Here is a 19,506-nt window from a genome sequence, read left to right on the forward strand (position 1 = left end):
CGGAGCCGGTGAACGCCTCCCCGCGCCACGCCGAGTCTCCTGCGCCGGCCCTGAAAAGGATGCGGTCCGCCGCCGAACAAGTGACGGCGGCGGACCGCACGGACCGCCCCGGCTCCTGCACACCCCCTGGACACGGCCCCCGAACCGTGCTGTCATGCCGATTGGTCCGTACCTTCCAACGTTGAAATGCCCCAGGCGCCCCAGTGACCAGCTCGCGCGCCCTGGTTCCCGCACGCCCCGGATCGTGCCAGGAGGCTCCCCCATGCCCCTGAACCGCGGACACTTCGTCGCCGGCGCCCGCACCGTGGCCGGGGCGAGCGGTCTCCCCCTCGCCATGGCCGGTCCCGCCCGGGCGGCGCGCGGCACCCGCCTCGCACACACCGCGGCATCGTCGCGCGTGGCGCCTGCCCCCGGCGGCCTCTACTCGCCCAACGCGGCGCCCCTCTCCCCCACCGCCTTTCTGCGCCTGCCACCCGGCGCGGTCACCGCACGCGGCCGGCTCGACAACCGGCTGCGGCAGCAACTGGCCGGTCTGTGCGGCCAGTACGCGGCGATCTCGCATTTCCTGGTGATGTCCGACTCCGGCTGGGCGCACCCCGAGCGCACCGGCTGGCAGGAGGTCCCCTACTGGCTGCGCGGTTACGTGGACCTGGCGATCCTCACCCAGGACGCCACAGCGCTCGCCGCCGTCCGCCAGTGGATCGACGCGATCGTGGCCGCCCGGCAGGCCGACGGCTGGTTCGGTCCGACCGCGCTGCGCACCTCGCTCGGCTCGGGCCCGGACTCACGGCCCTTCCTGCCGCTCACCTGGGCACTGCGCAACTGGCAGGAATACAGCGGGGACAGCCGGATCATTCCCTTGCTCACCGGCTTCTTCCGCTTCATGAACGCGCAGGGCCCCTCGGCGTTCAACCAGAGCTGGGTGTCGGTGCGCTGGGGCGACGGCTTGGACAGCGTCTTCTGGCTCTACAACCGCACCGGCGACTCGTTCCTTCTCGCCCTCGCCGACAAGATCCAGGGCCGAGTACTCGCCCGGTTCCGCTGCCGTCATTCCCCTCACCCGGAGGTCAGGTACATGTCATTGAGTCCCACAAGACCACTGCGCGGCGGATGGCGAAGAACCCTCAACCTGATTGCCGTCGTCGCGCCGACGGTGGCGGCCACCCTCAGCGCGTCGCTCACCGCCCGGGCGGCCGTGTCTCCGACGCCGGCGGGCTTCTCGCTCACCTGGAGCGACGACTTCAACGGTGCGTCCGGCACCGGCATCGACCAGAGCCTGTGGAAGTACGACACCGGGCCGGGCAGCAGCTTCGGCACCGGTGAGATCGAGACCATGACCAGCAGCACCTCGAACGTCTACTACGACGGCCAGGGCCATCTGGTGCTCCAGGCCCTGCACTCCGGTTCCGACCCGCGCAGCGGATGGACCTCGGGGCGCGTGGAGACCCAGTCGGCCTCCTTCGGCGCACCGGCCGGCGGCGTCGTCCGCATCGAGTCCGTCCTGCAGCAGCCCAACGTCACCACCGCCAACGGCGCGGGCTACTGGCCGGCGTTCTGGATGCTCGGCGCACCGCTGCGCGACGGTGTGGTCTGGCCGAAGTCGGGCGAGATCGACGTCATGGAGGACATCAACGGCCGCAGCTCCGACTTCAGCACCATCCACTGCGGCGTGAACCCGGGCGGGCCGTGCAACGAGTCGGCCGGTATCGGTTCGGGTGAGCGCGCGTGCGCAGGCTGCCAGACCGGCTTCCACGACTACGCGGTGGAGATCGACCGCTCGGTGTCGCCGGAACAGATCCGGTTCTACCTGGACGGGAACAACTTCTTCACGGTCAACGCCAACCAGGTGGACGCGACGACCTGGTCCGACGCGATCGACCACCCCTTCTTCATCATCTACGACCTCGCGATCGGCGGCGGATTCCCGGACGCGTTCGGCGGGGGCCCGAACGCGGCCACGGTCTCCGGCGGCAAGCTGGTCGTCGACTCGGTGGCCGTGTACAACAAGGGTCCCGGCTCCGGCGGCGGTGGCGGTTCGGTGACCGGCCAGACGATCACCGGACCGGGCGGCAAGTGCGTGGACGTGGCCGGTGACGACACCGGCGGCGACGGCACCGCGGTCCAGCTGTGGGACTGCCAGTCGGCGGCCAGGGACCAGCACTGGACCTGGAGCGGCCAGACCCTGCAGACCCTCGGCAAGTGCCTGGACATCGCCGGCGGCAACAGCGCCGCGGGGACCGAGTTGCAGCTCGCCACGTGCAACAGCGGCGGCTACCAGTCATGGGTGCGGCAGACCGACGATTCGCTGCGGAACCCGACGAGCGGCCGGTGCATCGACTCGCCCTCGGGCGCCACCGCGAACGGCACCCGCCTCCAGATCTGGGACTGCAACGGCTCCGGCGCCCAGAACTTCGCCATCGGCACCCCGATCTACGGTCCCGGCGGCAAGTGCGTGGACGTGGCCGGTGACGACACCGGCGGCGACGGCACCGCGGTCCAGCTGTGGGACTGCCAGCAGGCGACGTCGCTCGACCAGAAGTGGACCTGGAACGGCCAGACCCTCCGCACGCTGGGCAGGTGCCTGGACATAGCGGGCGGTGTCAGCGTGGCCGGCACGAAGCTGCAACTCGCCACGTGCAACGGCGGGGGGTACCAGAACTGGGTCGTCAACGCCGACGGCTCGATGTACAACCCGACCAGCGGCCGGTGCATCGACTCCCCCTCGGGCGCCACCGCGAACGGCACCCGCCTCCAGATCTGGGACTGCAACGGCTCCGGCGCCCAGAACTTCGCCCTGGCATGACCGAAGGTGCGGGACCCCCGCAGCCGGCGGGGGTCCCGCACCTGCCCGCCCCATCCTGGACACCGCCGACCGACACCACCGGACTGCTTCCGGCGGACTCCGTCCAGCTCATGGTGGATGTCTCAGCTCTGGACGGTGAGCAGGTCGGCAAGGCCGATGCGGGTGAGGAAGCCGCGGCGGATGCGGTCGGCGGTCTTGGAGACCTCCTCGGATCCGTCGTCGGCGGGGTCGACGTGTACGCGGTACGGGCGCTTTCCGGCGGGCAGGGCGACGATGCGGGCGATCTCGTCGGAGACGAGCGACGCGGGCGCCTCCTCGGGGGCGAGGGCGGCGAGCTTGGTCGCCATCTGGTCCATCAGGCCGGGGTACCGGCTCTCGTACTCGGCCTCGACGGCGGTGTCCTCGGGGTGGCCGGAGTACGCGAAGTGGTTGGTGCCGCTGGTGAACGAGCCGGGGACGACGATCGAGGTCTCCACGCCCCAGCGGGCGAGTTCACCGGCGTAGGACACCGCGAGGGAGTCCATGGCGGCCTTGGCCGCGAAGTAGGGGGCGAGGTAGGGCGGCGTACCGCCTTTGACGCTGGTGCTGGACACCCAGAGCACCAGTCCTCGCCGGCGCCGGCGCATGCCCGGCAGCACGGCGCGGTTGACGCGCTGGGTGGACAGGACGTTCACGTCGTAGAGCTCGGCGAGCTGGTCGGGAGTGAAGGCTTCGGCCGGCCCGGTCACCATGTGCCCGGCGTTGTGGATCAGCACGTCGACGCGGCCGTGCTCGGCTTCGATCTGCGCGACGGCGGTGTCGACCGAGAGCTGGGAGTTCACGTCGAGCTCGATGGACCGCAGGTCGACGTGGTGCTCGTCGGCGTAGTGGGCGGCGGTCCGGACCTGGGGCGCGTTGCGGCCGGTGGTCCGGCGCATGCCGGCGTAGACGGTGTGGCCGGCATCCGCCAGCGCACGGGCGGTGAGTGCTCCGAAACCGCTGGAGGCGCCGGTGATGACGACGATGGTGCCGGTGGTGCCGGGGGTGCCGGTGGTGGACATGGACGTGGTTCCTTTTCGCGATGACGGTGCAGGGGCGGGGTGGTGCGTGTGCGGCGGGGGTCAGGCGAGTCCTCCGTTGGCGTAGAGGACCTGTCCGTTGACCCAGCGCGCGGGACCGGCCAGGAACGAGACGACCTCGGCGATGTCCTCGGGCCCGCCGAGCCGCTCCAGCGGGGTCGCCTGGGCGAACTTCGCGATGGTGGCGTCGTCCTTGCCGTCCAGGAACAGCGGTGTGGCGGTGGGGCCGGGCGCGACGGCGTTGACGGTGACGTCCCGGCCGCGCAGCTCCCGGGCCAGGATGAGGGTCAGACCCTCGACCGCGGCCTTGCTGGCGACGTAGGCGCCGTAGCCCGGCAGCTGGGTGCGGACCACCGAGGTCGAGACGTTGACGATCGCGCCACCCGGGCGGACCCTGCGTGCCGCCTGCTGGGAGACGACGAAGGTGCCGCGGATGTTCGCGCGGTGCATCCGGTCCAGGTCGGCGAGGTCGAGCTCCGCGACGGGGGAAAGGATCATGATGCCGGCGGTGTTCACGACCACGTCGATGCCGCCGAAGGCCGACTCGACGGCGTCGAAGGCCGCGCTCATCGCACTCTCGTCGGCGACGTCGCCGCCCACCGCCAGGGCCCTGCCGCCGGCGGCGGTGATCGCGGCCACGGTGTCCTCGGCCCTGGCCTTGTTTCCCGCGTACTGCACGGCGACCGCGAAACCGTCCTCGGCGAGCCGTTCGGCCGCGACGCGGCCGATGCCGCCCGAGCCTCCGGTGACCAGCGCGACACGGACGGTGGTGGGGGTGCTCATGGGGGTCTCCTTTTCAAGCGCGTCTAAATGAACGACACGTTCATATAACCATGAAATGAACGTGCCGTCCATATCTTTGGGCGAGTCTCTCCAGGGCCACGGACGCACGGCGGCGCGCCACCCGGACCCACCCCGCCGAATGTCGTACAGGCTTCTCCGCCAGGTGTCCGCCGCTTCACGCAGGGGTCTTGGAGCCGGCCTGGGATGGCGGGGCGGTGCAGGTATGACGGGTGGCGCCGCACACGTCGAGTCGTACGTCGGGAGAGGCATGTCTGTCAGAGCCGAGACGTTCGGGCACGCGGTACGGGGTGGGCGCCGGAGGGCGGGACGGGGTCTCGTGCCGGCGACCGTGCTGGCCCTGGTCGCGTTCGTTCCGCCGGCCGGCGCGAGCACCCTGACCGGGAACGCCGCCGCGAACACCGCCACGAACACCGTCGCGTGGACCACTCGGCACGTGACGCCCGGGGTCGAGGTCCGTACCGGGGTGCTCAGTGACCCGCGGGCCGCCGGTGTGTGGACGGTCACCGTCCAGGCCCCGGCCGTCAACCGCCTCACGGGGGCCGCCACCTGGGCCCCGCTGGGTGACCGCGGGTGGGCCGACACCACCGCCGGGCAGTTGCGGGCCGCCGGGTTCGCGCCACGCGTCGAGCGGGTGACCTGGGACCAGTACGCCGACACGCCGCACGGCACGATGGGCTGGCAGGTCAGGGTCGGCGAGTACGCCACGCAGGCCGAGGCGGGGACGCTGGGTTCGGCGATGTCGGCAGCCGGTTTCCGTACCTCCGTCGAGTGGACGGGCTACGACGGACGCCGCCCCGCCGACGCGGAGCGCGTCCACGTCGCCGTCGTCGATCCGGCCCGGCTGCGCGGCACGGTCGAGGTGAGTGACGGCGGGGACGCCGCCGACCGCGAGAAGACCTCGACCGTGGCCGCCCGCCTGGGCTCCCTGGTCGGCGTCAACGGCGGATTCTTCGTCACCTCCGACGCGGACGGCGTCCAGGGCACCTCGGCCGGGCTGTCCGCGGTGCGCGGCGAGCTGCAGTCCATGGCGGCCGGTTCCCGTGCCGCGCTGATCCTCGCCGACGGCGGACGGCACATCCGGGTCGCCGACCTGTCCACCACCGTGACCGTCCGTTCCGGCTCCGCCGTCCACGCGGTGCAGGGCGTCAACCGGGTCCCGGGCAAGGTGCGCAACTGCGGCCGCCCCGGCGCCGTACCCACCGAACTCCCCCGCCAGGACCTCACCTGCTCGCTCCCGGACGACCTGGTGAGGTTCACCTCCGAGTTCGGGGCGCCCCTGCCGACCGGCCCTGGTGTCCAGGTCGTCCTCGACCGGCACGGCGTCGTCCTCTCCGAGGGCGACCGCGGCGGCTCCGTGCCCGCCGGCGGCTCGGTCCTCCAGGGCACCGGGACCTCAGCCGCCTGGCTCGCCGAACACGCCGCGACGGGCCGCCGGCTGGAGCTGCGGGAGACGGTCCGGGACACCTCGGGCAGGCAGGTCCCGCTCGGCCCCGACGACAGCATCGTCAGCGCGGCCCCGACCCTGGTCGAGGACGGCCGCGTCCACATCGACGCCGCCGCCGAGGGCACACTCGACCCGCTCGACCTCTCCTTCGGGTTCGCCTGGTCCAACGTGCGCCAACCGCGCACCCTGGCCGGCGTCGACGGTCGCGGGCGCCTGCTGCTCGTGACCGTCGACGGCCGGCAGCCCGGTGTCAGCGAGGGCTTCACGCTTGCCGAGGCCGCCCGGTTCATGCGCTCACTCGGCGCGGTACAGGCACTCAACCTGGACGGCGGCGGCTCCACCGCCATGGCCGTCGACGGCAGCCTCGTCAACACCACGTCCGACGCCACCGGCGAGCGTGCCGTCGGCGACACGGTCCAGGTCCTGCCGCGCGCCGGACAGGACTGACCACCCGAGCGCGGCGCCTTCTTCGTCAAGGGCCCGTCGACGGCCCGGTCTCACCGGAGATCGGGCGCTCCGGTACGGCCGCGGACGACCTCGCGCAACCTGGCTGCTCGTGGTCCTTCGACGGCGGCACGCTGCACGCCCCCGACCCCGACGCCCGCTTCTGCCAGACGATCGGGTAGTGCCGGACACGGCAGGAGGGGGCCTCCCCGCCGGGGCGCCCCTTCCCTTCACCGCCCTTCGGGACCTACTCGATGTTGATCTTGAAGGTGCTGGTCGTGTTCCTGATGTCCTGGGCGTTCCCGCTCATCCGCAGGTTGCGGAAGGTGGCCTCGCCGACGGCAGGACCCTGGCCGGGCTCGGGCAGTTCGTTGGCCCAGATGCCGAAGCCGGACTTGGCGTCGAAGGTGTCTCCGCTCTTCTTGGAGTTGGTGATGGAGATGTCGGTGAAGATGGTGTCCTTCACCGGGAACTGCGGCTGACCGCCGACGTAGTTGGTCTGGAACATGACGCCTCCGTAGGTGGAGTCGTCGATGTCGACGTCGTTGACCCGGATGCCCTGGAAGACCTTCGAGGCGGAGAACGCCCAGATGGCGGGGAAGACCTGGGAGCCCCAGAAGTGGCCGCCCGTCCGGTCCAGGGAGACGTTCTCGATCGTCGTGGGATCGGTGCCGAAGCCGTTCATCGGGTAGCCGAAGTCCAGCGAGGAGATCGTGATGCCGGAGTAGACGAGAGTGTCGGCGACGCGGATGTTGCGGAAGGTGTTGTCGTAGCCGCCGTAGACGGCGATGCCGGCCGCCCGCCAGGTGAGGGTGGAGGTCAGGTTCTCGTAGAGATTGTTCTTCTCGTCGGCGCCGCCGGCGTCGATGGCCGAGAAGAGCGCGAAGCTGTCGTCGCCCGTGGCGCGGGCGTCGTTGTTGACGACGTGGTTGTCCGTGGAGCCGTTCGTCATGTTGATGCCGTCGGCGAACGTGTCACGGATACGGGAGTTGGAAATGGTCATGTTGTCGGTGTTGGCGCCCCAGTAGAGGCACACCATGTGCTCGGCCCAGATGTTGTCGATGGTGATGTTCGAGACGTTGGAGAAGTCGAACACCTTGCCCGGGCCGTCGATCCGGGACGTGTAGTTGCCGAAGTAGGCGAAGCCGGCGAACGTCGAGCCGTTGGCCGTGGCCTCGGCGCGGAAGCCCACGTCGGTGTTCTCCTGCGAGGCGGGGGCGTGGAAGCGGGTGAACCACGGCCCGGCTCCGACGACCTTGACCGCCTTGCCGTACACCTGGAACTTGCTGGAGGTGTCGTAGTCACCGGCGGGCAGGTAGACGCCGACGAGCTTGCCCGTGGTGTCCATGCGGACCTTGTCGAGGGCGTTCTGCACGTCCTGCTGGGTGAAGCCGGCCGGGACCGTGTAGGCGGCCGGGTCGGGGTTGGGGTTCGCCGTCGCCTGTTCGGTGTTGATGAAGTCGACGGCGTAGTAACCGGCCGTGTTCGCCGCGTCCTTCTGGAGGCGAATCCTGGAACCGGCGGGCACGGTCTTACCGAGCAGCAGGTTCGCCTCGTCGTAGATGTGGCGCGGGGCGCCGGAGCCGGGTGAGTTGCCGGGTGCGGTCTCGCTGCCGTAGAGCCAGGCGTACTTCGAGGTGAGGTCGATCGCCTTGAGGAACTGGCCGTCCACGTAGACGTCGAGGGTGGCGTCGGTGCCGTCGGGGATCGCGAAGCGGGTGACCAGGGTGTTGGTGGCGGCGCGGGTGGTCCACTCGACGTACTGGCCGGTGGCGTCGAGCGTGACCGCCTTGCGGCCGCTCGCCTCGCCCGCGAAGTCGCCGATGGTGCGGTTGGGGCCGACGACCTTGGCGCCGCCGCCGACCGTGCCGTCCTCGGCCTCGTACATGTCGTACGGCATGTCGGCGCCGCGGCCGACGAACAGGTTCTGTGTGGTGGTGTTGTTGGTGCGCTTGACCGGGAGTTCGTTGGCGTCGTCGGAGATGACCGTCTTGACGGTGTACTTGCCGTTGACGGCCGTCCAGGAGCCGAGGCTGACCGGTGCGGTCGTCTGGCCGGAGGCGATGGTGCCGTTGTAGGAGCCCGAAAGCGTCTTGACGGTGGCGCCGTTGGCGTCCTGGACCGTCAGGGTGACGCCGTGGGCACCGGAGGCCGAGGCCGACGTACCCTGGTTCTTCAGGGCGACCGTGAACGCGACGGTGTCACCGGCGGAGGCGCTGGAGGGTGTCCAGGCGACCGGCGCGGAGACCAGGTCGGAGCTGGAGACGGGCTTGACGACGAGGGCGTCGGAGCGGGTGAAGGTGTTGTTGCCCTCGTTCTGCTCGATGACCTTGTTGGACGGGTCCACCTCGGCGCCGAGCGGGTAACTGCCCGCGTCCCGGGTGCCGATGCTCGCGGTGACCGTCGCCGAGGCGCCGGCCGCGAGGGCGGGGACGTCGGCCGTGGCCGCCTTGGTACCGCCGAGGGTGAAGTTCAGGTCGGTGGCCTTGGACGCCTTGCTGCCGCTGTTGGTGACGGTCGCGGAGAGGCTGATGGCGTCCGACTCGACGGGCGCGGCGGGCGAGTTGGTGATGCCGGCGACCTTGAGGTCCGGGTTGGCGGCCGGGGTGCCGATCACCTGGAGCTCGCCGACCTGTCCGCCGGGGGCGCCGGTGTTGGAGGCGAACTTGAGCTGGATGTCGGCGGCGGCGCCGGAGACCGGGATGGTCACGGTGTTGCCGGTGGCCGGGTTGAACGTGTAGTCCTTCGCCGCGACGAGGCTGGTGAAGGTGGTCGCGTCCTGGTCGCGGCCGAGCACCTGGATGTTCTGGGTGCGGGTGGACCAGGCCGGGTCCGGGTTGAGCTTGACGACGACCTGGCCGAGGTCGGCGTTGGCGCCCAGCTCGGTGGTGAGGGTGGCCGGGTAGGCGCCGCCCGCGCTCTCCCAATAGGTGCCGATCTGGCCGTCGTTGGCGTTCGCGGCGACGTAGGTGAAGGTGTACGAGGAGGCCTCGACGGGCTTGCCCTGGGCGAGGTCGGAGCCTGCACCGGAGCCGGGCCGGGTGACGCTGTTGCTCGCCACCGACACGTTTCCGGCGGCGTCCTTCGCCTTCACGTGGTAGGTGACGGTGGCCGTCGCGGACGGGGTGTCGGTGTACGTCGTCACGTCGCCCGCCAGGGTCTTCACGAGCTGGTCGTTGGCATAGACGTCGTACCCGGTGACCGCCACGTTGTCGCTGGACGCCTGCCAGGTGAGCTTCACGTCGCTGCCGGACTGCGTGTAGGCGAGGTTGCCGGGCGCCGTGGGGGCCTGGGTGTCGCCGCTCGCGCCCTTGCGGGTGACGCTGTTGCTGTTGGCGGAGACGTTGCCCGCGGCGTCCTTGGCCCGCACGAAGTACGTGATGTCGGCGCCGGCCGGCTGGGTGTCGGTGTAGGTCAGGACGTTCCCGGCGACGCTCGCCCGCAACTGGCCGTTGGCGTAGACGTCGTAGCCGGTCACGCCCGTGTCGTCGGTCGCCGCGCTCCAGGTCAGCTTGATCTGCCCGGTGGTCGGCTCGCTGCAGGTCAGGTCGGCGGGCGCGGTGGGCGCCTGGGTGTCGCCGGTGGCCGGTCCGTAGACCTCCAGCTCGGACGCCTGCCCGGCGGGCCAGCCGTCGTTGGCGGTGAACAGCGCCCGTACGTACCGCGTGGTGGTCGTGTCGAAGGTGATGGTCGCCGACTGGTCGTCGGAGCTGTTGAAGGCGTACGCCTTCGACGCCGTCAGGTCGGTGAAGTTCTGGTTGTCGGTGGAGCCCTGGATCTTGAGCGTCTGGTTGCGGCTCGGCCAGCCGCTGGGCAGGCGCAGCGTCACCTGGTTCACCTGGACCGAGGAGCCGAGGTCGACCTTGAGCCACTGCGGGAAGGCGTTGTTGGTGCTCTCCCAGTAGGTGTTGCGGTTGCCGTCACCGGCGTTGGCCGCGCCGTAGACGTCGGCGTGGCCGCTCTCACTGAAGGGCTTGCCCAGGGCGAGGTTCGGGGTCGCGGCGGCGGTCGTGAGGACCTGCATCTCGGCGAGCTGGGCGGTGCCGGCGGCCGAGTTGGCGCTGAAGTCGGCCCGTACGTACCGGGCGAGGGTGGCGGGGAAGGAGACCTTGACCGTGTTGTCGTTGCCCGGGCCGAAGACGTACTGCGCCGTCGACTTGAGCGTGGCGAAGCTCTTGCCGTCGGCGCTGCCCTGGAGCGCCAGCGTCTGCCTGCGGGTCTGCCACTGCTCGGGCAGCCGCAGCACGACCTCGCGGACGCGCCTGGTCCGCCCGAGGTCGGTCTGGACCCACTGGGCCGACTTCTTTCCGGCCTGCCAGTAGGTGTCGGTGTCGCCGTCGGTGACGTTGGCGGCCGCGTGTGCGGAACGGGCGCTGCCTGCCGTGCTCGCGGTGTCCGCGGCGGCGTTCGGGCCGCCGGCCGCGTGTGCGCCGACGGCCGGCATGCCCAGAACCATGACGGCGGAGGCGAGCACAGCGGTCGCCGCGCGCCGTCTCCAGGATCTCGGCTTGTGTCGAGTCATGCGGGGTCACTTCCTGCGGAGGCTCGCACGCCGATGGGGCGGCGAGGGCGGCTCGTTCCTGGCGGAGTGGTGCAGAAAGGTGCGGCGCGGAACAGTTCCGCGCAGGCTTTTGCATTGTTTCATCGAAATATTGCAGAGCAATGCGGACCCGTCCACTACCAGAACTGCACAAATTTCACCAGAAGCACGCATGCATCGGGGGAGACGACGTACGCGCCGCGCCCGAGACCAAGAGACTGTGCATGCTGTACGTGCATCGCTCAGCGCAAGTGAACGCAAGGAGCGCAATCTATTGCGCTCCCGCACACCTCGGTCCGACAGTCAAGAACGGCTCAGAGCGAAGGTCGGGCCGCCTCGGATGCCACGCCACCCGACGCGCAAAGCGCCGGCACGCTCGTGTTCCTGCCGGTGGGGGCCCGGTGGCCGACCGCGGCCCACCGGGTCTGGACGATCATCACGTCGCCTTTCGGCCGCTTGCGCGCGAGTCCACGTCGGGAGGACGGCGAACGCCCCCGGACCTCGGCGGGTCGGGGGCGTTCGGTTGCTGCCGGCTGCGTTCCGGTCAGCCGCGGGGACGCTCGAAGGTCAGGAGCAGGCCCTCGACGGCTCCGGGACCTATGCGGCCCTTGACGTCGGCGGAGGTGATGGCCTTGAGGGCCCAGCCGTCCTCGGCGTGCTCGTTGAGGACCTTCTCCAGCTTGTCGCTGTCCAGCGCGTCGCCGATCAGCGACTCCCGGAAAGTGACGACCTTGTATTCGTAGGCGTAGGCACTGCTCATGACTGCGGGGTCCTCCTGCCGGCAGAGCCGGGTCGGTGTGGAATCGGCCGGGGCCAGCCAATCATCCCCGGGTGCCGTGGCGCACCGCCGGGCCTCCGTTTTTCTGCTTCAGGGGCGGTCCACGCGGAAGTGGTAGCAGCCGTATTCGACGGCACGCACGTGTACTTGGGCGGTCCCGGGGTCGGCGAAGGCCTCGGCCAGCGCATGCGCGAACGCCGCCTGGGCGTCGTCGGGAAGCTCCAGGAGGCGGCCGCCCGTGATGTGCCCTCGGCTGTCGTAGCGGCGCAGGACGCGCAGCGCGCCGGGGCGGGCCCACGGATAGCCGAGGTGCTCGCCGGCCGGGCCGCCGCAGTCCTCGGCGTGGACGAAGACCGGCCCCTGCTCGTCGTAGGCCCCGGGGTCGACGCCGGTCCGTGACGCCCAGCGGCGCAGCGGGGCGTAGGAGAGCAGGGCGATCCGCTCGCCCGAGGTACTGGACCGCAGGCAGCAGCGCAGGGGCGCGCCGCCTTCGCCGTCCGTGTACGGGCGCGGCGGATTCCCGGCGTCGTCACGGACCCGGAGCTCCTTGAGGGCGACGGAGGAGATGGGGAGGGGCGGGAAGGCGGTGGTCATGCCGTCCAGCGTGGCGCGGTACGACGCGGGTCGCTGGCGGGTATCGGACCCCGTACTCGGCCGGGATCCGCAGGTGATACGAGCAGCCGACCACGGATGCGCCCGTCAGCTCGGCCGCCCTGGTGGCGGTCATCGCGCCCTCCCCGCGCAGCGGCCCGACGAGCGTCGGGCGAAAAGGATGGGCGTACGCCCGGAGCGCGCGGGTCGGTTACACGGGAGCGTCATCCACGCCACTCCCGGTTTGTGTTCTTTTGATCACTTTTACCCCTTCGATGAGCAGGGTATTTGTGTTACTCATGAGATGTGCGGGAGAGGGTTCTCGGGACCTGCCCGCATGGACTCGGGACGATCTGCCGGTACGTGCCGGAGTCAGCGAGTTGTGTGAGCTGCATGGACCCCACACCCTCCTCTGCTTCGCCGTTCGACACGGTCAGCGGCGCCCTCGGGGACTACATCCCGAAGGGCGGCGCGACGGCGGTGGGCGGGAAGCGCGTCTCGGGGGCCGGCGGCGGGGCCGAGGGCGGGGAACGGATCCTCGGGGTGGTCAGTCTCGGCCGGGATCTGCGGATCAGCGGCGCCAATCTGGACGCCGCCCCGTTCGCGGGGGTCAGTGCCGCGCCGGGGGCCGCCTTCGCCGACCTGCTGCCGCCGGGGGACGTACCGACGGTCACGAAGCGGCTGCAGCGGGTCCTCGAGACGCGGGAGGCGCATGTCGCCCGGGTCCAGCGCCTGCGGCGGGCCGACGGGTCGGAGCTGGTGGTCTCGATGAGCATCCTGCCGGCCGCCCCACCACAGGAGGGCCTGACGGTCTCGCTGATCGCCATGGCCAAGCGGCTGCACCTGTACGCCTCGGCCACCGCGATCGGGACCTCCCTGGACATCGGGGAGACCGCGCAGTCCCTGGCCCAGTCCCTGCTGGCCTGGGGGGACGTGGCCGCCGTCAACCTCGACTACGCCGTGTGGACGGGCGAGGCGGTCACCGAGCAGGCGCAGGAGCGCATCCGGCTCCGGCGGGCGGCCCTGGTGCCGGACCGGGCCTGGCCCGAGGGATACCTGACGCCCGGGGACAACCTCCCCCTCGAGGCGAGCCGCCTGCTGGCCGGTGCGGTCATGCGCGACGACGTTCCGCAGGCCGTCGTCATTCCGGACCGCGCGGCGATCGAGCAGGCGCTGGACGATCCGCGGCTGGTGCGCGCCCTGGTGCCCGGCAACCGGCCGGTGAGTGTCGCCTGCATACCGCTGGTGGTGGAAGGACCGGAGGGCACGCCGGGGCCCATCGTGCTGGGCGTGACGGAGGTCTGGCGGCGGCCGGAGTGCCTCTTCGGCGACGGCGAACTGCTCGACCTGCAGGAGCTCGTGGCCAAGACCGCCCGGCACGTCGACCTGGCCCGCCAGCACCAGCGTGAGCACGCCCAGGTCCTGGCGCTGCAGCGCCGGCTGCTGCCGCGGACCGGCAGCGACACCATCGAGGTCGCCAGTGTCTACGAGCCCACCACGCCGGACAGTGCGGGCGTCGGCGGTGACTGGGTGAACAGCTTTCCGCTGCCGGGGGACCGCACCGCGCTGGTGGTCGGTGACGTCGTGGGCCACGGTCTCGGGGCCGCTGCGGCCATGGGCCAGCTGAGCATGGAGGCACGCGCGCTGCTGTCGGCGGGGCTGGGCCCCGGGGAGGTCCTGGAGCGTCTGGACGAGACCGTCACCCTGCTGGACGACACGGACGCCGGCCTCGCCGCCGGATACAGCGCGCTGGGCTCGACGTGCTGCATCGCGGTCTACGACCCGGTCGACCACCGGGTGCTGATCTCCAACGCCGGCCACCTGCCACCGGTCCTGGTGCATCCCGACGGTTCCGCCGAGACCGTCGCGGCACAGCCGCACCCGGCCCTCGGCGCGGAGTTCGTCGTACGGGAGCCGTTCGAGGTGCACGAGTTCCGCGCGCCGCCCGGTTCGCTTCTCGTCCTGTACACCGACGGCCTGGTGGAGGATCCGGCGGCCTCGATCGACGACGGCATCGGCCGGCTGACGGACGTGGTGCGCGAGGTGCATCCCTGGGACGATCTGCAGCAGGCCGCGCGTCGCGTGGTCGCCCGGCTGGGCCCGCAGGAGCCGCTGCGCGACGACGTCACCCTGCTGCTGGCCCGGATGGCCGGGCGGCGCAGCCGGGACACCGTCACCTGGCGGCTGCCCGCCCGGGACGACACCGCGGCCCGCGTCCGCGCCCTGGCCGCGCCCCTCCTGCGGCGCTGGCACCTCGGCGATCAGGCCAGGGGCAGCGCGCTGCTGGTGCTGAGCGAACTGGTCACCAACGCCGTCCGGTTCGGCACCGGGCCCGTCACGGTGCGGCTGGTGCGGGCCGGAAGCCGGCTGACCTGCGAGGTCGGCGACACCGGCAACGGCCGGCCGCGCCTGCGCCGCGGTGACCCGCTCGACGACGACGGGCGGGGTCTGTACGTCGTCCACAAGCTGACCACGCGCTGGGGGGTGCGGTGGACGGAAACCGGCAAAGCCGTCTGGGCGGAACTGGAGGGATAGCGCCGGCGGCGCGCTGAGAGCGGCGGGCTTCCGCTACAGCCACTCCCCTTCCACCGCCGTGGCCGTCAGCCCGGGCGCGGCCGCGTACAGCACCGTACGGCTGCCCGACTTCTGGCCGGCGTCGTGCGCACGGCGCAGGATGTCGAGGACGGCGGCACCGCCACGGTTGCCCGTGGTGTAGCTGTCCCTGCTGTAGGCCAGCAGCCCCTCCGGCCATCCGTCGGGCATCGTCTGTTCCATGTACTCCAGCACCCGCGTCCCACCGGGATGCGCGAGCAGCAGGTCGGGATGCCAGGAGTGCCCGTCGCCCTCGTGACGTGCGCGCAGCCACTCCCACATCGCGGCCACCGTCTCCTGCACGGCGCGTGGCCCCCGGCGGTCCATCACGAAATGCGTGCCGTCCTCCCGGGTCTCCAGCCGGTGCAGGTCGGTGGTGCCGGGCAGGGTGTGGTGCCAGGCCGCGTCCAGCCGCAGGACCGACTCCGGCCGGGGGCGGCCGGTGACCGCCACGGCGACGGCGGTGTCCGCGAAGAGCAGCCGCACGATCAGTGACTCCAGCGTGTCGTCGGCGGGCTGGTAGGTGGTGCTCAGCGCCTCCGATATCACGACCAGCACGACCCGGTCGGGGTCCGCGGCGACCAGGTCGGCCGCCAGGGCCAGCGAGCGGGTGCCGGCGATGCAGGCCCACTGGGTGGCCGGCAGCAGCAGTACGTCGTCGCGCAGTTCGAGGCGGTTGAGGAGGGAGAGGTCCAGCCCTGGCAGGGCCGGGGTCGTGGAGTGACTGGTGATCAGGCAGTCGACGTCGGCGGTGTCCAGTCCGGCGGCCCGGAGGGCGTCGCGGGCCGCGCGTTCCCCGTACGTCTGCACGGCCGCCCAGGCCGGCGCGGTGCGCTCCTGGATGGTCTGCGGCGCCGGTATCGCCTCCAGGGCGGCGATCGCGCGGTCGACCTCGTGCTCGGTGAACCCGTTGCCGGCCAGTGCCGCACGGGCCGGGCCTGCGCCCGGAGTTCGCAGGCCCGTGCCGCTGCCGGGCGCGGCGGCCGTCTCCAGCGGCAGCATCCAGCCGCGGGAGTCGATCCCCGTGCTCGCGGCGATGCCGTCCATCCGCGGCAGCCACGGAGCCTGTGGCTGCCGGCCGCGGACCTCCGCGAGGATCTCGCCGGTCGTCACGGCATGTTCACCTTGTACTACGGCTGGAGGAGTCAGATAGGCGCTCATAGCAAGCATCTTTCGCAGAAAGCTGGTAAATCGTGCGAAGTGTCCGATATCTGCCCCGTTATCCAGAGCGAGGCCAAGACGCTGTAATTGCAATGTACTTCGCATTCGACAACTTCCGAGCTGCTCCATGTACCAACGGAGCCATAGCGGTTCCTTACGGAGACTGTCCGGCGGAGACGCGAGGCCGCCCGGGCGAGATCGTTGCCGAGCAAACTCCTTGCCGCTTCAGGAAGTTGAACGACGCACTGGTCGGGGCCCGCGTTCGAGACCTACGCCACCCATGAAGTGCGTCACAGCCGCGCCGCGCACGGGCGGGTCAACCGGCGGGCGCCCCAGGGCTCATGAGGTGTGCGACGGCGCACTTTTCGAAGCAATCGCGCCACCGCGCACTCCGCCCATGCTTCAGCACCTCCTGGCGGAGATCCCGACGTCAGCCCCGCGCACCGCGGACCGCTCCCATCGACTCCGACCGCACCTCTGGCGGACGGCGCCCACGCCGGAGACCATGGCGCCCTGTTCACCCGACCGCTCCCCCATGAGACGACGTCCTGGACGACCGGCGCACACGGCTTCCCATCAGCTCCCGGCCGCACGGCGTGCGGCCGGCCGAACCGCCCTCCCCGCTCGCGGCCCGTCACGACCGGACCCGGTCCCCACCGAGGAGTTGCCGAAATGTCCTATGATGTGCCCGATTTACCCTCGGACCGGTCCCCGTACGACCGCCCGTCCCCGACCTGGTCGACCGGCGAGGTGCCGTACGACACCCTCCCCGCGAGCCCCCGCTCCGGTGCCCACCGCACCCTGCGCCTGTTGCGGCGGGCGTACCGCTGGCAGCGGCGGGTGGCGACCATCACCGCACTCGGCTACTTCGCCGCCTTCCTGACCCTGACCGTCAAGGCGCCTTCGCTGATGGCCCGCCCCGGCCCCGGCGGCCTGCCCACCGGACTGCTCCTGGCCCTCGTCCAGATCCCCGTGACCTGGCTGGCGGTCCTGCTCTACGAAGCCGCCGCGCACCGCTTCGTGGACCCCCTGGCGCGACGCGCCCGACGTCAGACGGGCGTGGCCGTCGCGGACCGGGAGCAGGCGCCGTGACCGGGTTGGGCGGCTCCGCCCAGTCCTGGTCCCTCGTCGCGTTCTGCTCGGTGGTCGCCCTCACCCTGCTGCTGTGCGTGCTCACCGGCCCGGAGGCGGACGACCTCGCCGAGTTCTACACCGGCTACCGGTCCCTGTCGCCGCTGCGCAACGGGCTGGCCGTCGCCGGTGACTACATCTCCGCCGCCACCGTCCTCACCATCGGGGGGATCATCGCCCTGTGCGGCTACGACGGCATTGTCCTCGCCCTCAGCGCCCTGCTGTCCCTGCTGTTGCTGATGTTCCTGCTGGCCGAACCCCTCCACAACACCGGCCGCTACACCATGGGCGACGCGCTGGCCCGCCGTCACCCGGCCCGGTCGGTCCGCGTCACGGCCTGCCTGGTCACCCTCGCCGCACTCGTCCCGATGATGGTCGTCCAGCTCGCCGGGGTCGGCGAACTCCTGGCGTACGTCCTCGGGTTCGCCGACACCGGCATGAAGAACGGGTGCGTGGCCGGGGCCGGTGTCCTCATGATCAGTTACGCGGCGCTCGGCGGGATGCCCGGCACCGCGCTGGTCCAGATCATCAAGACCGTGGCGCTGCTCGGCTCGGGGCTGGTCGTGAGCGTGCTGATCCTGCGCGCGTTCGACTGGCAGCCCCAGGCGCTGTTCCACGCGGCGGCCGGACGGAGCGGGGCGGGTGACGCCTACCTGACCTGGGGTCTGCAGTACTCCAGCAGCCCGCATCCGGCCCTGGACATGGCCAGTACCCAGGCCGCCATCGTGCTGGGCGGCGCCTGTCTGCCGCACGTCACCATGCGGATGTACACGGCGGGCACGCCGCGCCAGGTCCGCCGGGCGATGTCCTGGGCGGTCTCCTCGGTGACCCTCTTCATCCTGATGCTCACGGTGATCTGCGCCGGCGCGACCGCGCTGGTCGGTCACGACCGCATCGCCGCCGCCGACGCACACGGGACGACCGCCTACCTGCTGGGTGCCCGCGCCGCGTTCGGAGCCGCTCTGTCCCGGCCGGAGAGCCTGCTCTTCGCCACCGTCACCACCGCAGTCTTCCTCACCCTGCTCGCCTCCGTCGCGAGCATGACGCTGGCCTGCGCCAACACCCTCGCCCACGACCTGACGGCGTCCCGCGCCACTCCCCCGGCACCGGCCCGGGAACTCGCCCTCGCCCGGTGCAGTGCCCTCGCCGTGGGCATCCCGACCATCCTCCTGGCCGTCCTCGCCCAGCACCGCAGTCTCCAGCCCCTGGCGACGGTGTCCTTCACCCTGGGCGCCTCCGCCATCGCGCCCGCGCTCCTCTACACCCTCTTCTGGCGCCGTTACACGCGCACGGCGCTCCTGGCCACCCTCGTCGTGGGCTCGCTGACCGTGCTCGCCCTGGCCCCGGGCACCACCCTGGTCTCCGGGACACCGCTGTCCGCCTTCCCGGAGGCCGATTTCGCCTGGTTCCCCTACAACACACCCGCCCTCGTCTCCGTGCCGGCGGGATTCCTCACCGGCTGGCTCACCACCGTCCTGGCGGGCCAGCGGTCCGCCGACCGTGAACGCAGCCGCTACGCGTCCCACGAGCGCCACCTGCTCACCGGTGCACCCCCGGGCCATTCGCCCCGGTAGGGAGTCGTCAGGCACGGCCGGAGGGGCGCGGGAGGTCGCCCCCCGACCCGGGCCGCCGAGAAAGACCGACCGGGCCGGGGCCGGACGGACGGGCCTGTTCCACGGGACAGACCCGTTCGACGGACGGACCTATTTGGCCGGGGACCGGTCCTGGAGGCCGGTGGTCATGGACGCGGCAGCCGCGTTGAGACCCGCCACCGCGGCCTTGGGCAGCGCCCCGGCGACCTTGGTGGCGAGGTCACGGGAGGGACCGGGGGCGGTTCCGTCCGCGTGGGCAGGGGCGGCGAGAGCCACGCCCGTCAGGGCGAGCGCGGCAGCAGTGACGATGCTCTTCATGCCCTGAGGAACGACCGTCCCCAGCCGGGGACACGACCGGCTGCCGCTCTCCCCGAAAAAGCGTCCCCGGCCCCGAGTGGCGGCTCCGGCCCGCCGGGACCAGGCTGGATGCCGAAGAGCCGGGCCGGGCGGTCCTCGGCACACGGCTCGGTCACCGGGCGCGGGGCGCTCGGTGTTTGTCTCGCTCACGCCGGGTCACCCGCCACTCAGGGGCACGGCCACGGGTGTCCCGACCGGTCGGCGGCCCCCG

The 19,506-nt window shown here is 71.5% G+C and carries 12 protein-coding genes; 5 read left to right on the forward strand and 7 right to left on the reverse strand.

Annotated features, from left to right (window positions below; all coding sequences use genetic code 11):
- The first annotated feature begins 262 nt into the window (after positions 1-262).
- Entirely contained in the window at positions 263-2,803 is a 2,541-nt protein-coding gene (locus ACFY6U_RS06730; protein ID WP_390035431.1) for a ricin-type beta-trefoil lectin domain protein, read from the forward strand.
- A 122-nt stretch (positions 2,804-2,925) separates the two neighbouring features.
- On the opposite strand, the gene ACFY6U_RS06735 is transcribed toward ACFY6U_RS06730, so the two are convergent.
- Together ACFY6U_RS06735 and ACFY6U_RS06740 are read right to left on the reverse strand one after the other, a co-directional pair.
- Positions 2,926-3,843 carry an SDR family oxidoreductase gene (locus ACFY6U_RS06735; RefSeq protein ID WP_390035432.1) on the reverse strand — a complete coding sequence of 306 codons (918 nt, stop codon included), beginning with the start codon at positions 3,841-3,843 and terminating at the stop codon, positions 2,926-2,928.
- A 60-nt stretch (positions 3,844-3,903) separates the two neighbouring features.
- Positions 3,904-4,644 carry an SDR family oxidoreductase gene (locus tag ACFY6U_RS06740; RefSeq protein ID WP_390035433.1) on the reverse strand — a complete coding sequence of 247 codons (741 nt, stop codon included), beginning with the start codon at positions 4,642-4,644 and terminating at the stop codon, positions 3,904-3,906.
- 268 nt (positions 4,645-4,912) lie between these two features.
- On the opposite strand from ACFY6U_RS06740, the gene ACFY6U_RS06745 reads away from it, so the two are divergent.
- Positions 4,913-6,556 (forward strand): phosphodiester glycosidase family protein, encoded by a 1,644-nt coding sequence (locus ACFY6U_RS06745; protein WP_390035434.1) that lies wholly within the window; start codon positions 4,913-4,915, stop codon positions 6,554-6,556.
- A 244-nt stretch (positions 6,557-6,800) separates the two neighbouring features.
- Here ACFY6U_RS06745 and ACFY6U_RS06750 read toward each other — a convergent pair whose 3' ends face one another.
- The 3 genes from ACFY6U_RS06750 to ACFY6U_RS06760 all read right to left on the reverse strand — a co-directional run bounded on the left by ACFY6U_RS06750 (position 6,801) and on the right by ACFY6U_RS06760 (position 12,465).
- The gene (locus tag ACFY6U_RS06750) at positions 6,801-11,075 is read right to left on the reverse strand and encodes a discoidin domain-containing protein (protein WP_390035435.1); all 4,275 of its coding nucleotides are present in this window, start codon (positions 11,073-11,075) and stop codon (positions 6,801-6,803) included.
- A 562-nt stretch (positions 11,076-11,637) separates the two neighbouring features.
- A complete protein-coding gene (locus ACFY6U_RS06755) occupies positions 11,638-11,853 on the reverse strand; it encodes a DUF4177 domain-containing protein (RefSeq protein WP_181803446.1) in 216 nt (71 codons plus the stop codon).
- Positions 11,854-11,961: 108 nt separating this feature from the next.
- Positions 11,962-12,465: a DUF1203 domain-containing protein gene (locus ACFY6U_RS06760; protein ID WP_390035436.1), complete on the reverse strand. Its 504-nt coding sequence runs from the start codon at positions 12,463-12,465 to the stop codon at positions 11,962-11,964.
- Between the two features lie 390 nt (positions 12,466-12,855).
- Between ACFY6U_RS06760 and ACFY6U_RS06765 the strand changes: the two genes are divergently transcribed.
- Entirely contained in the window at positions 12,856-14,997 is a 2,142-nt protein-coding gene (locus tag ACFY6U_RS06765) for a SpoIIE family protein phosphatase (RefSeq protein WP_390035437.1), read from the forward strand.
- A gap of 33 nt (positions 14,998-15,030) precedes the next feature.
- Here the strand turns inward: ACFY6U_RS06765 and ACFY6U_RS06770 are convergent, their stop codons facing one another.
- Positions 15,031-16,215, reverse strand: a complete 1,185-nt coding sequence (locus ACFY6U_RS06770; protein WP_390035438.1) for a type III polyketide synthase — start codon at positions 16,213-16,215, stop codon at positions 15,031-15,033.
- Positions 16,216-16,887: 672 nt separating this feature from the next.
- Here ACFY6U_RS06770 and ACFY6U_RS06775 point away from each other — a divergent pair.
- Both ACFY6U_RS06775 and ACFY6U_RS06780 read left to right on the forward strand, forming a co-directional pair.
- Positions 16,888-17,307 carry a DUF485 domain-containing protein gene (locus tag ACFY6U_RS06775; RefSeq protein WP_390035439.1) on the forward strand — a complete coding sequence of 140 codons (420 nt, stop codon included), beginning with the start codon at positions 16,888-16,890 and terminating at the stop codon, positions 17,305-17,307.
- The gene (locus tag ACFY6U_RS06780; RefSeq protein ID WP_390035440.1) at positions 17,304-18,920 is read left to right on the forward strand and encodes a cation acetate symporter; all 1,617 of its coding nucleotides are present in this window, start codon (positions 17,304-17,306) and stop codon (positions 18,918-18,920) included. The genes ACFY6U_RS06775 and ACFY6U_RS06780 overlap by 4 nt, the downstream gene beginning before the upstream one ends.
- Positions 18,921-19,049: 129 nt before the next feature.
- On the opposite strand, the gene ACFY6U_RS06785 is transcribed toward ACFY6U_RS06780, so the two are convergent.
- Positions 19,050-19,256 carry a hypothetical protein gene (locus ACFY6U_RS06785; RefSeq protein ID WP_390035441.1) on the reverse strand — a complete coding sequence of 69 codons (207 nt, stop codon included), beginning with the start codon at positions 19,254-19,256 and terminating at the stop codon, positions 19,050-19,052.
- Positions 19,257-19,506 lie beyond the last annotated feature (250 nt).

Source organism: Streptomyces sp. NPDC013157 (assembly GCF_042899865.1).
Lineage (GTDB): Bacteria > Actinomycetota > Actinomycetes > Streptomycetales > Streptomycetaceae > Streptomyces.

What these genes read in the sequence shown, in the direction of transcription:
- ACFY6U_RS06745 (WP_390035434.1), top strand. Translation starts at nt 4,913, where the DNA reads ATGTCTGTCAGAGCCGAGACGTTCGGGCACGCGGTACGGGGTGGGCGC.
- ACFY6U_RS06770 (WP_390035438.1), bottom strand. Translation starts at nt 16,215, where the DNA reads ATGAGCGCCTATCTGACTCCTCCAGCCGTAGTACAAGGTGAACATGCC.
- ACFY6U_RS06765 (WP_390035437.1), top strand. Translation starts at nt 12,856, where the DNA reads ATGGACCCCACACCCTCCTCTGCTTCGCCGTTCGACACGGTCAGCGGC.
- ACFY6U_RS06760 (WP_390035436.1), bottom strand. Translation starts at nt 12,465, where the DNA reads ATGACCACCGCCTTCCCGCCCCTCCCCATCTCCTCCGTCGCCCTCAAG.
- ACFY6U_RS06775 (WP_390035439.1), top strand. Translation starts at nt 16,888, where the DNA reads ATGTCCTATGATGTGCCCGATTTACCCTCGGACCGGTCCCCGTACGAC.
- ACFY6U_RS06750 (WP_390035435.1), bottom strand. Translation starts at nt 11,075, where the DNA reads ATGACTCGACACAAGCCGAGATCCTGGAGACGGCGCGCGGCGACCGCT.
- ACFY6U_RS06735 (WP_390035432.1), bottom strand. Translation starts at nt 3,843, where the DNA reads ATGTCCACCACCGGCACCCCCGGCACCACCGGCACCATCGTCGTCATC.
- ACFY6U_RS06730 (WP_390035431.1), top strand. Translation starts at nt 263, where the DNA reads ATGCCCCTGAACCGCGGACACTTCGTCGCCGGCGCCCGCACCGTGGCC.
- ACFY6U_RS06740 (WP_390035433.1), bottom strand. Translation starts at nt 4,644, where the DNA reads ATGAGCACCCCCACCACCGTCCGTGTCGCGCTGGTCACCGGAGGCTCG.
- ACFY6U_RS06785 (WP_390035441.1), bottom strand. Translation starts at nt 19,256, where the DNA reads ATGAAGAGCATCGTCACTGCTGCCGCGCTCGCCCTGACGGGCGTGGCT.
- ACFY6U_RS06755 (WP_181803446.1), bottom strand. Translation starts at nt 11,853, where the DNA reads ATGAGCAGTGCCTACGCCTACGAATACAAGGTCGTCACTTTCCGGGAG.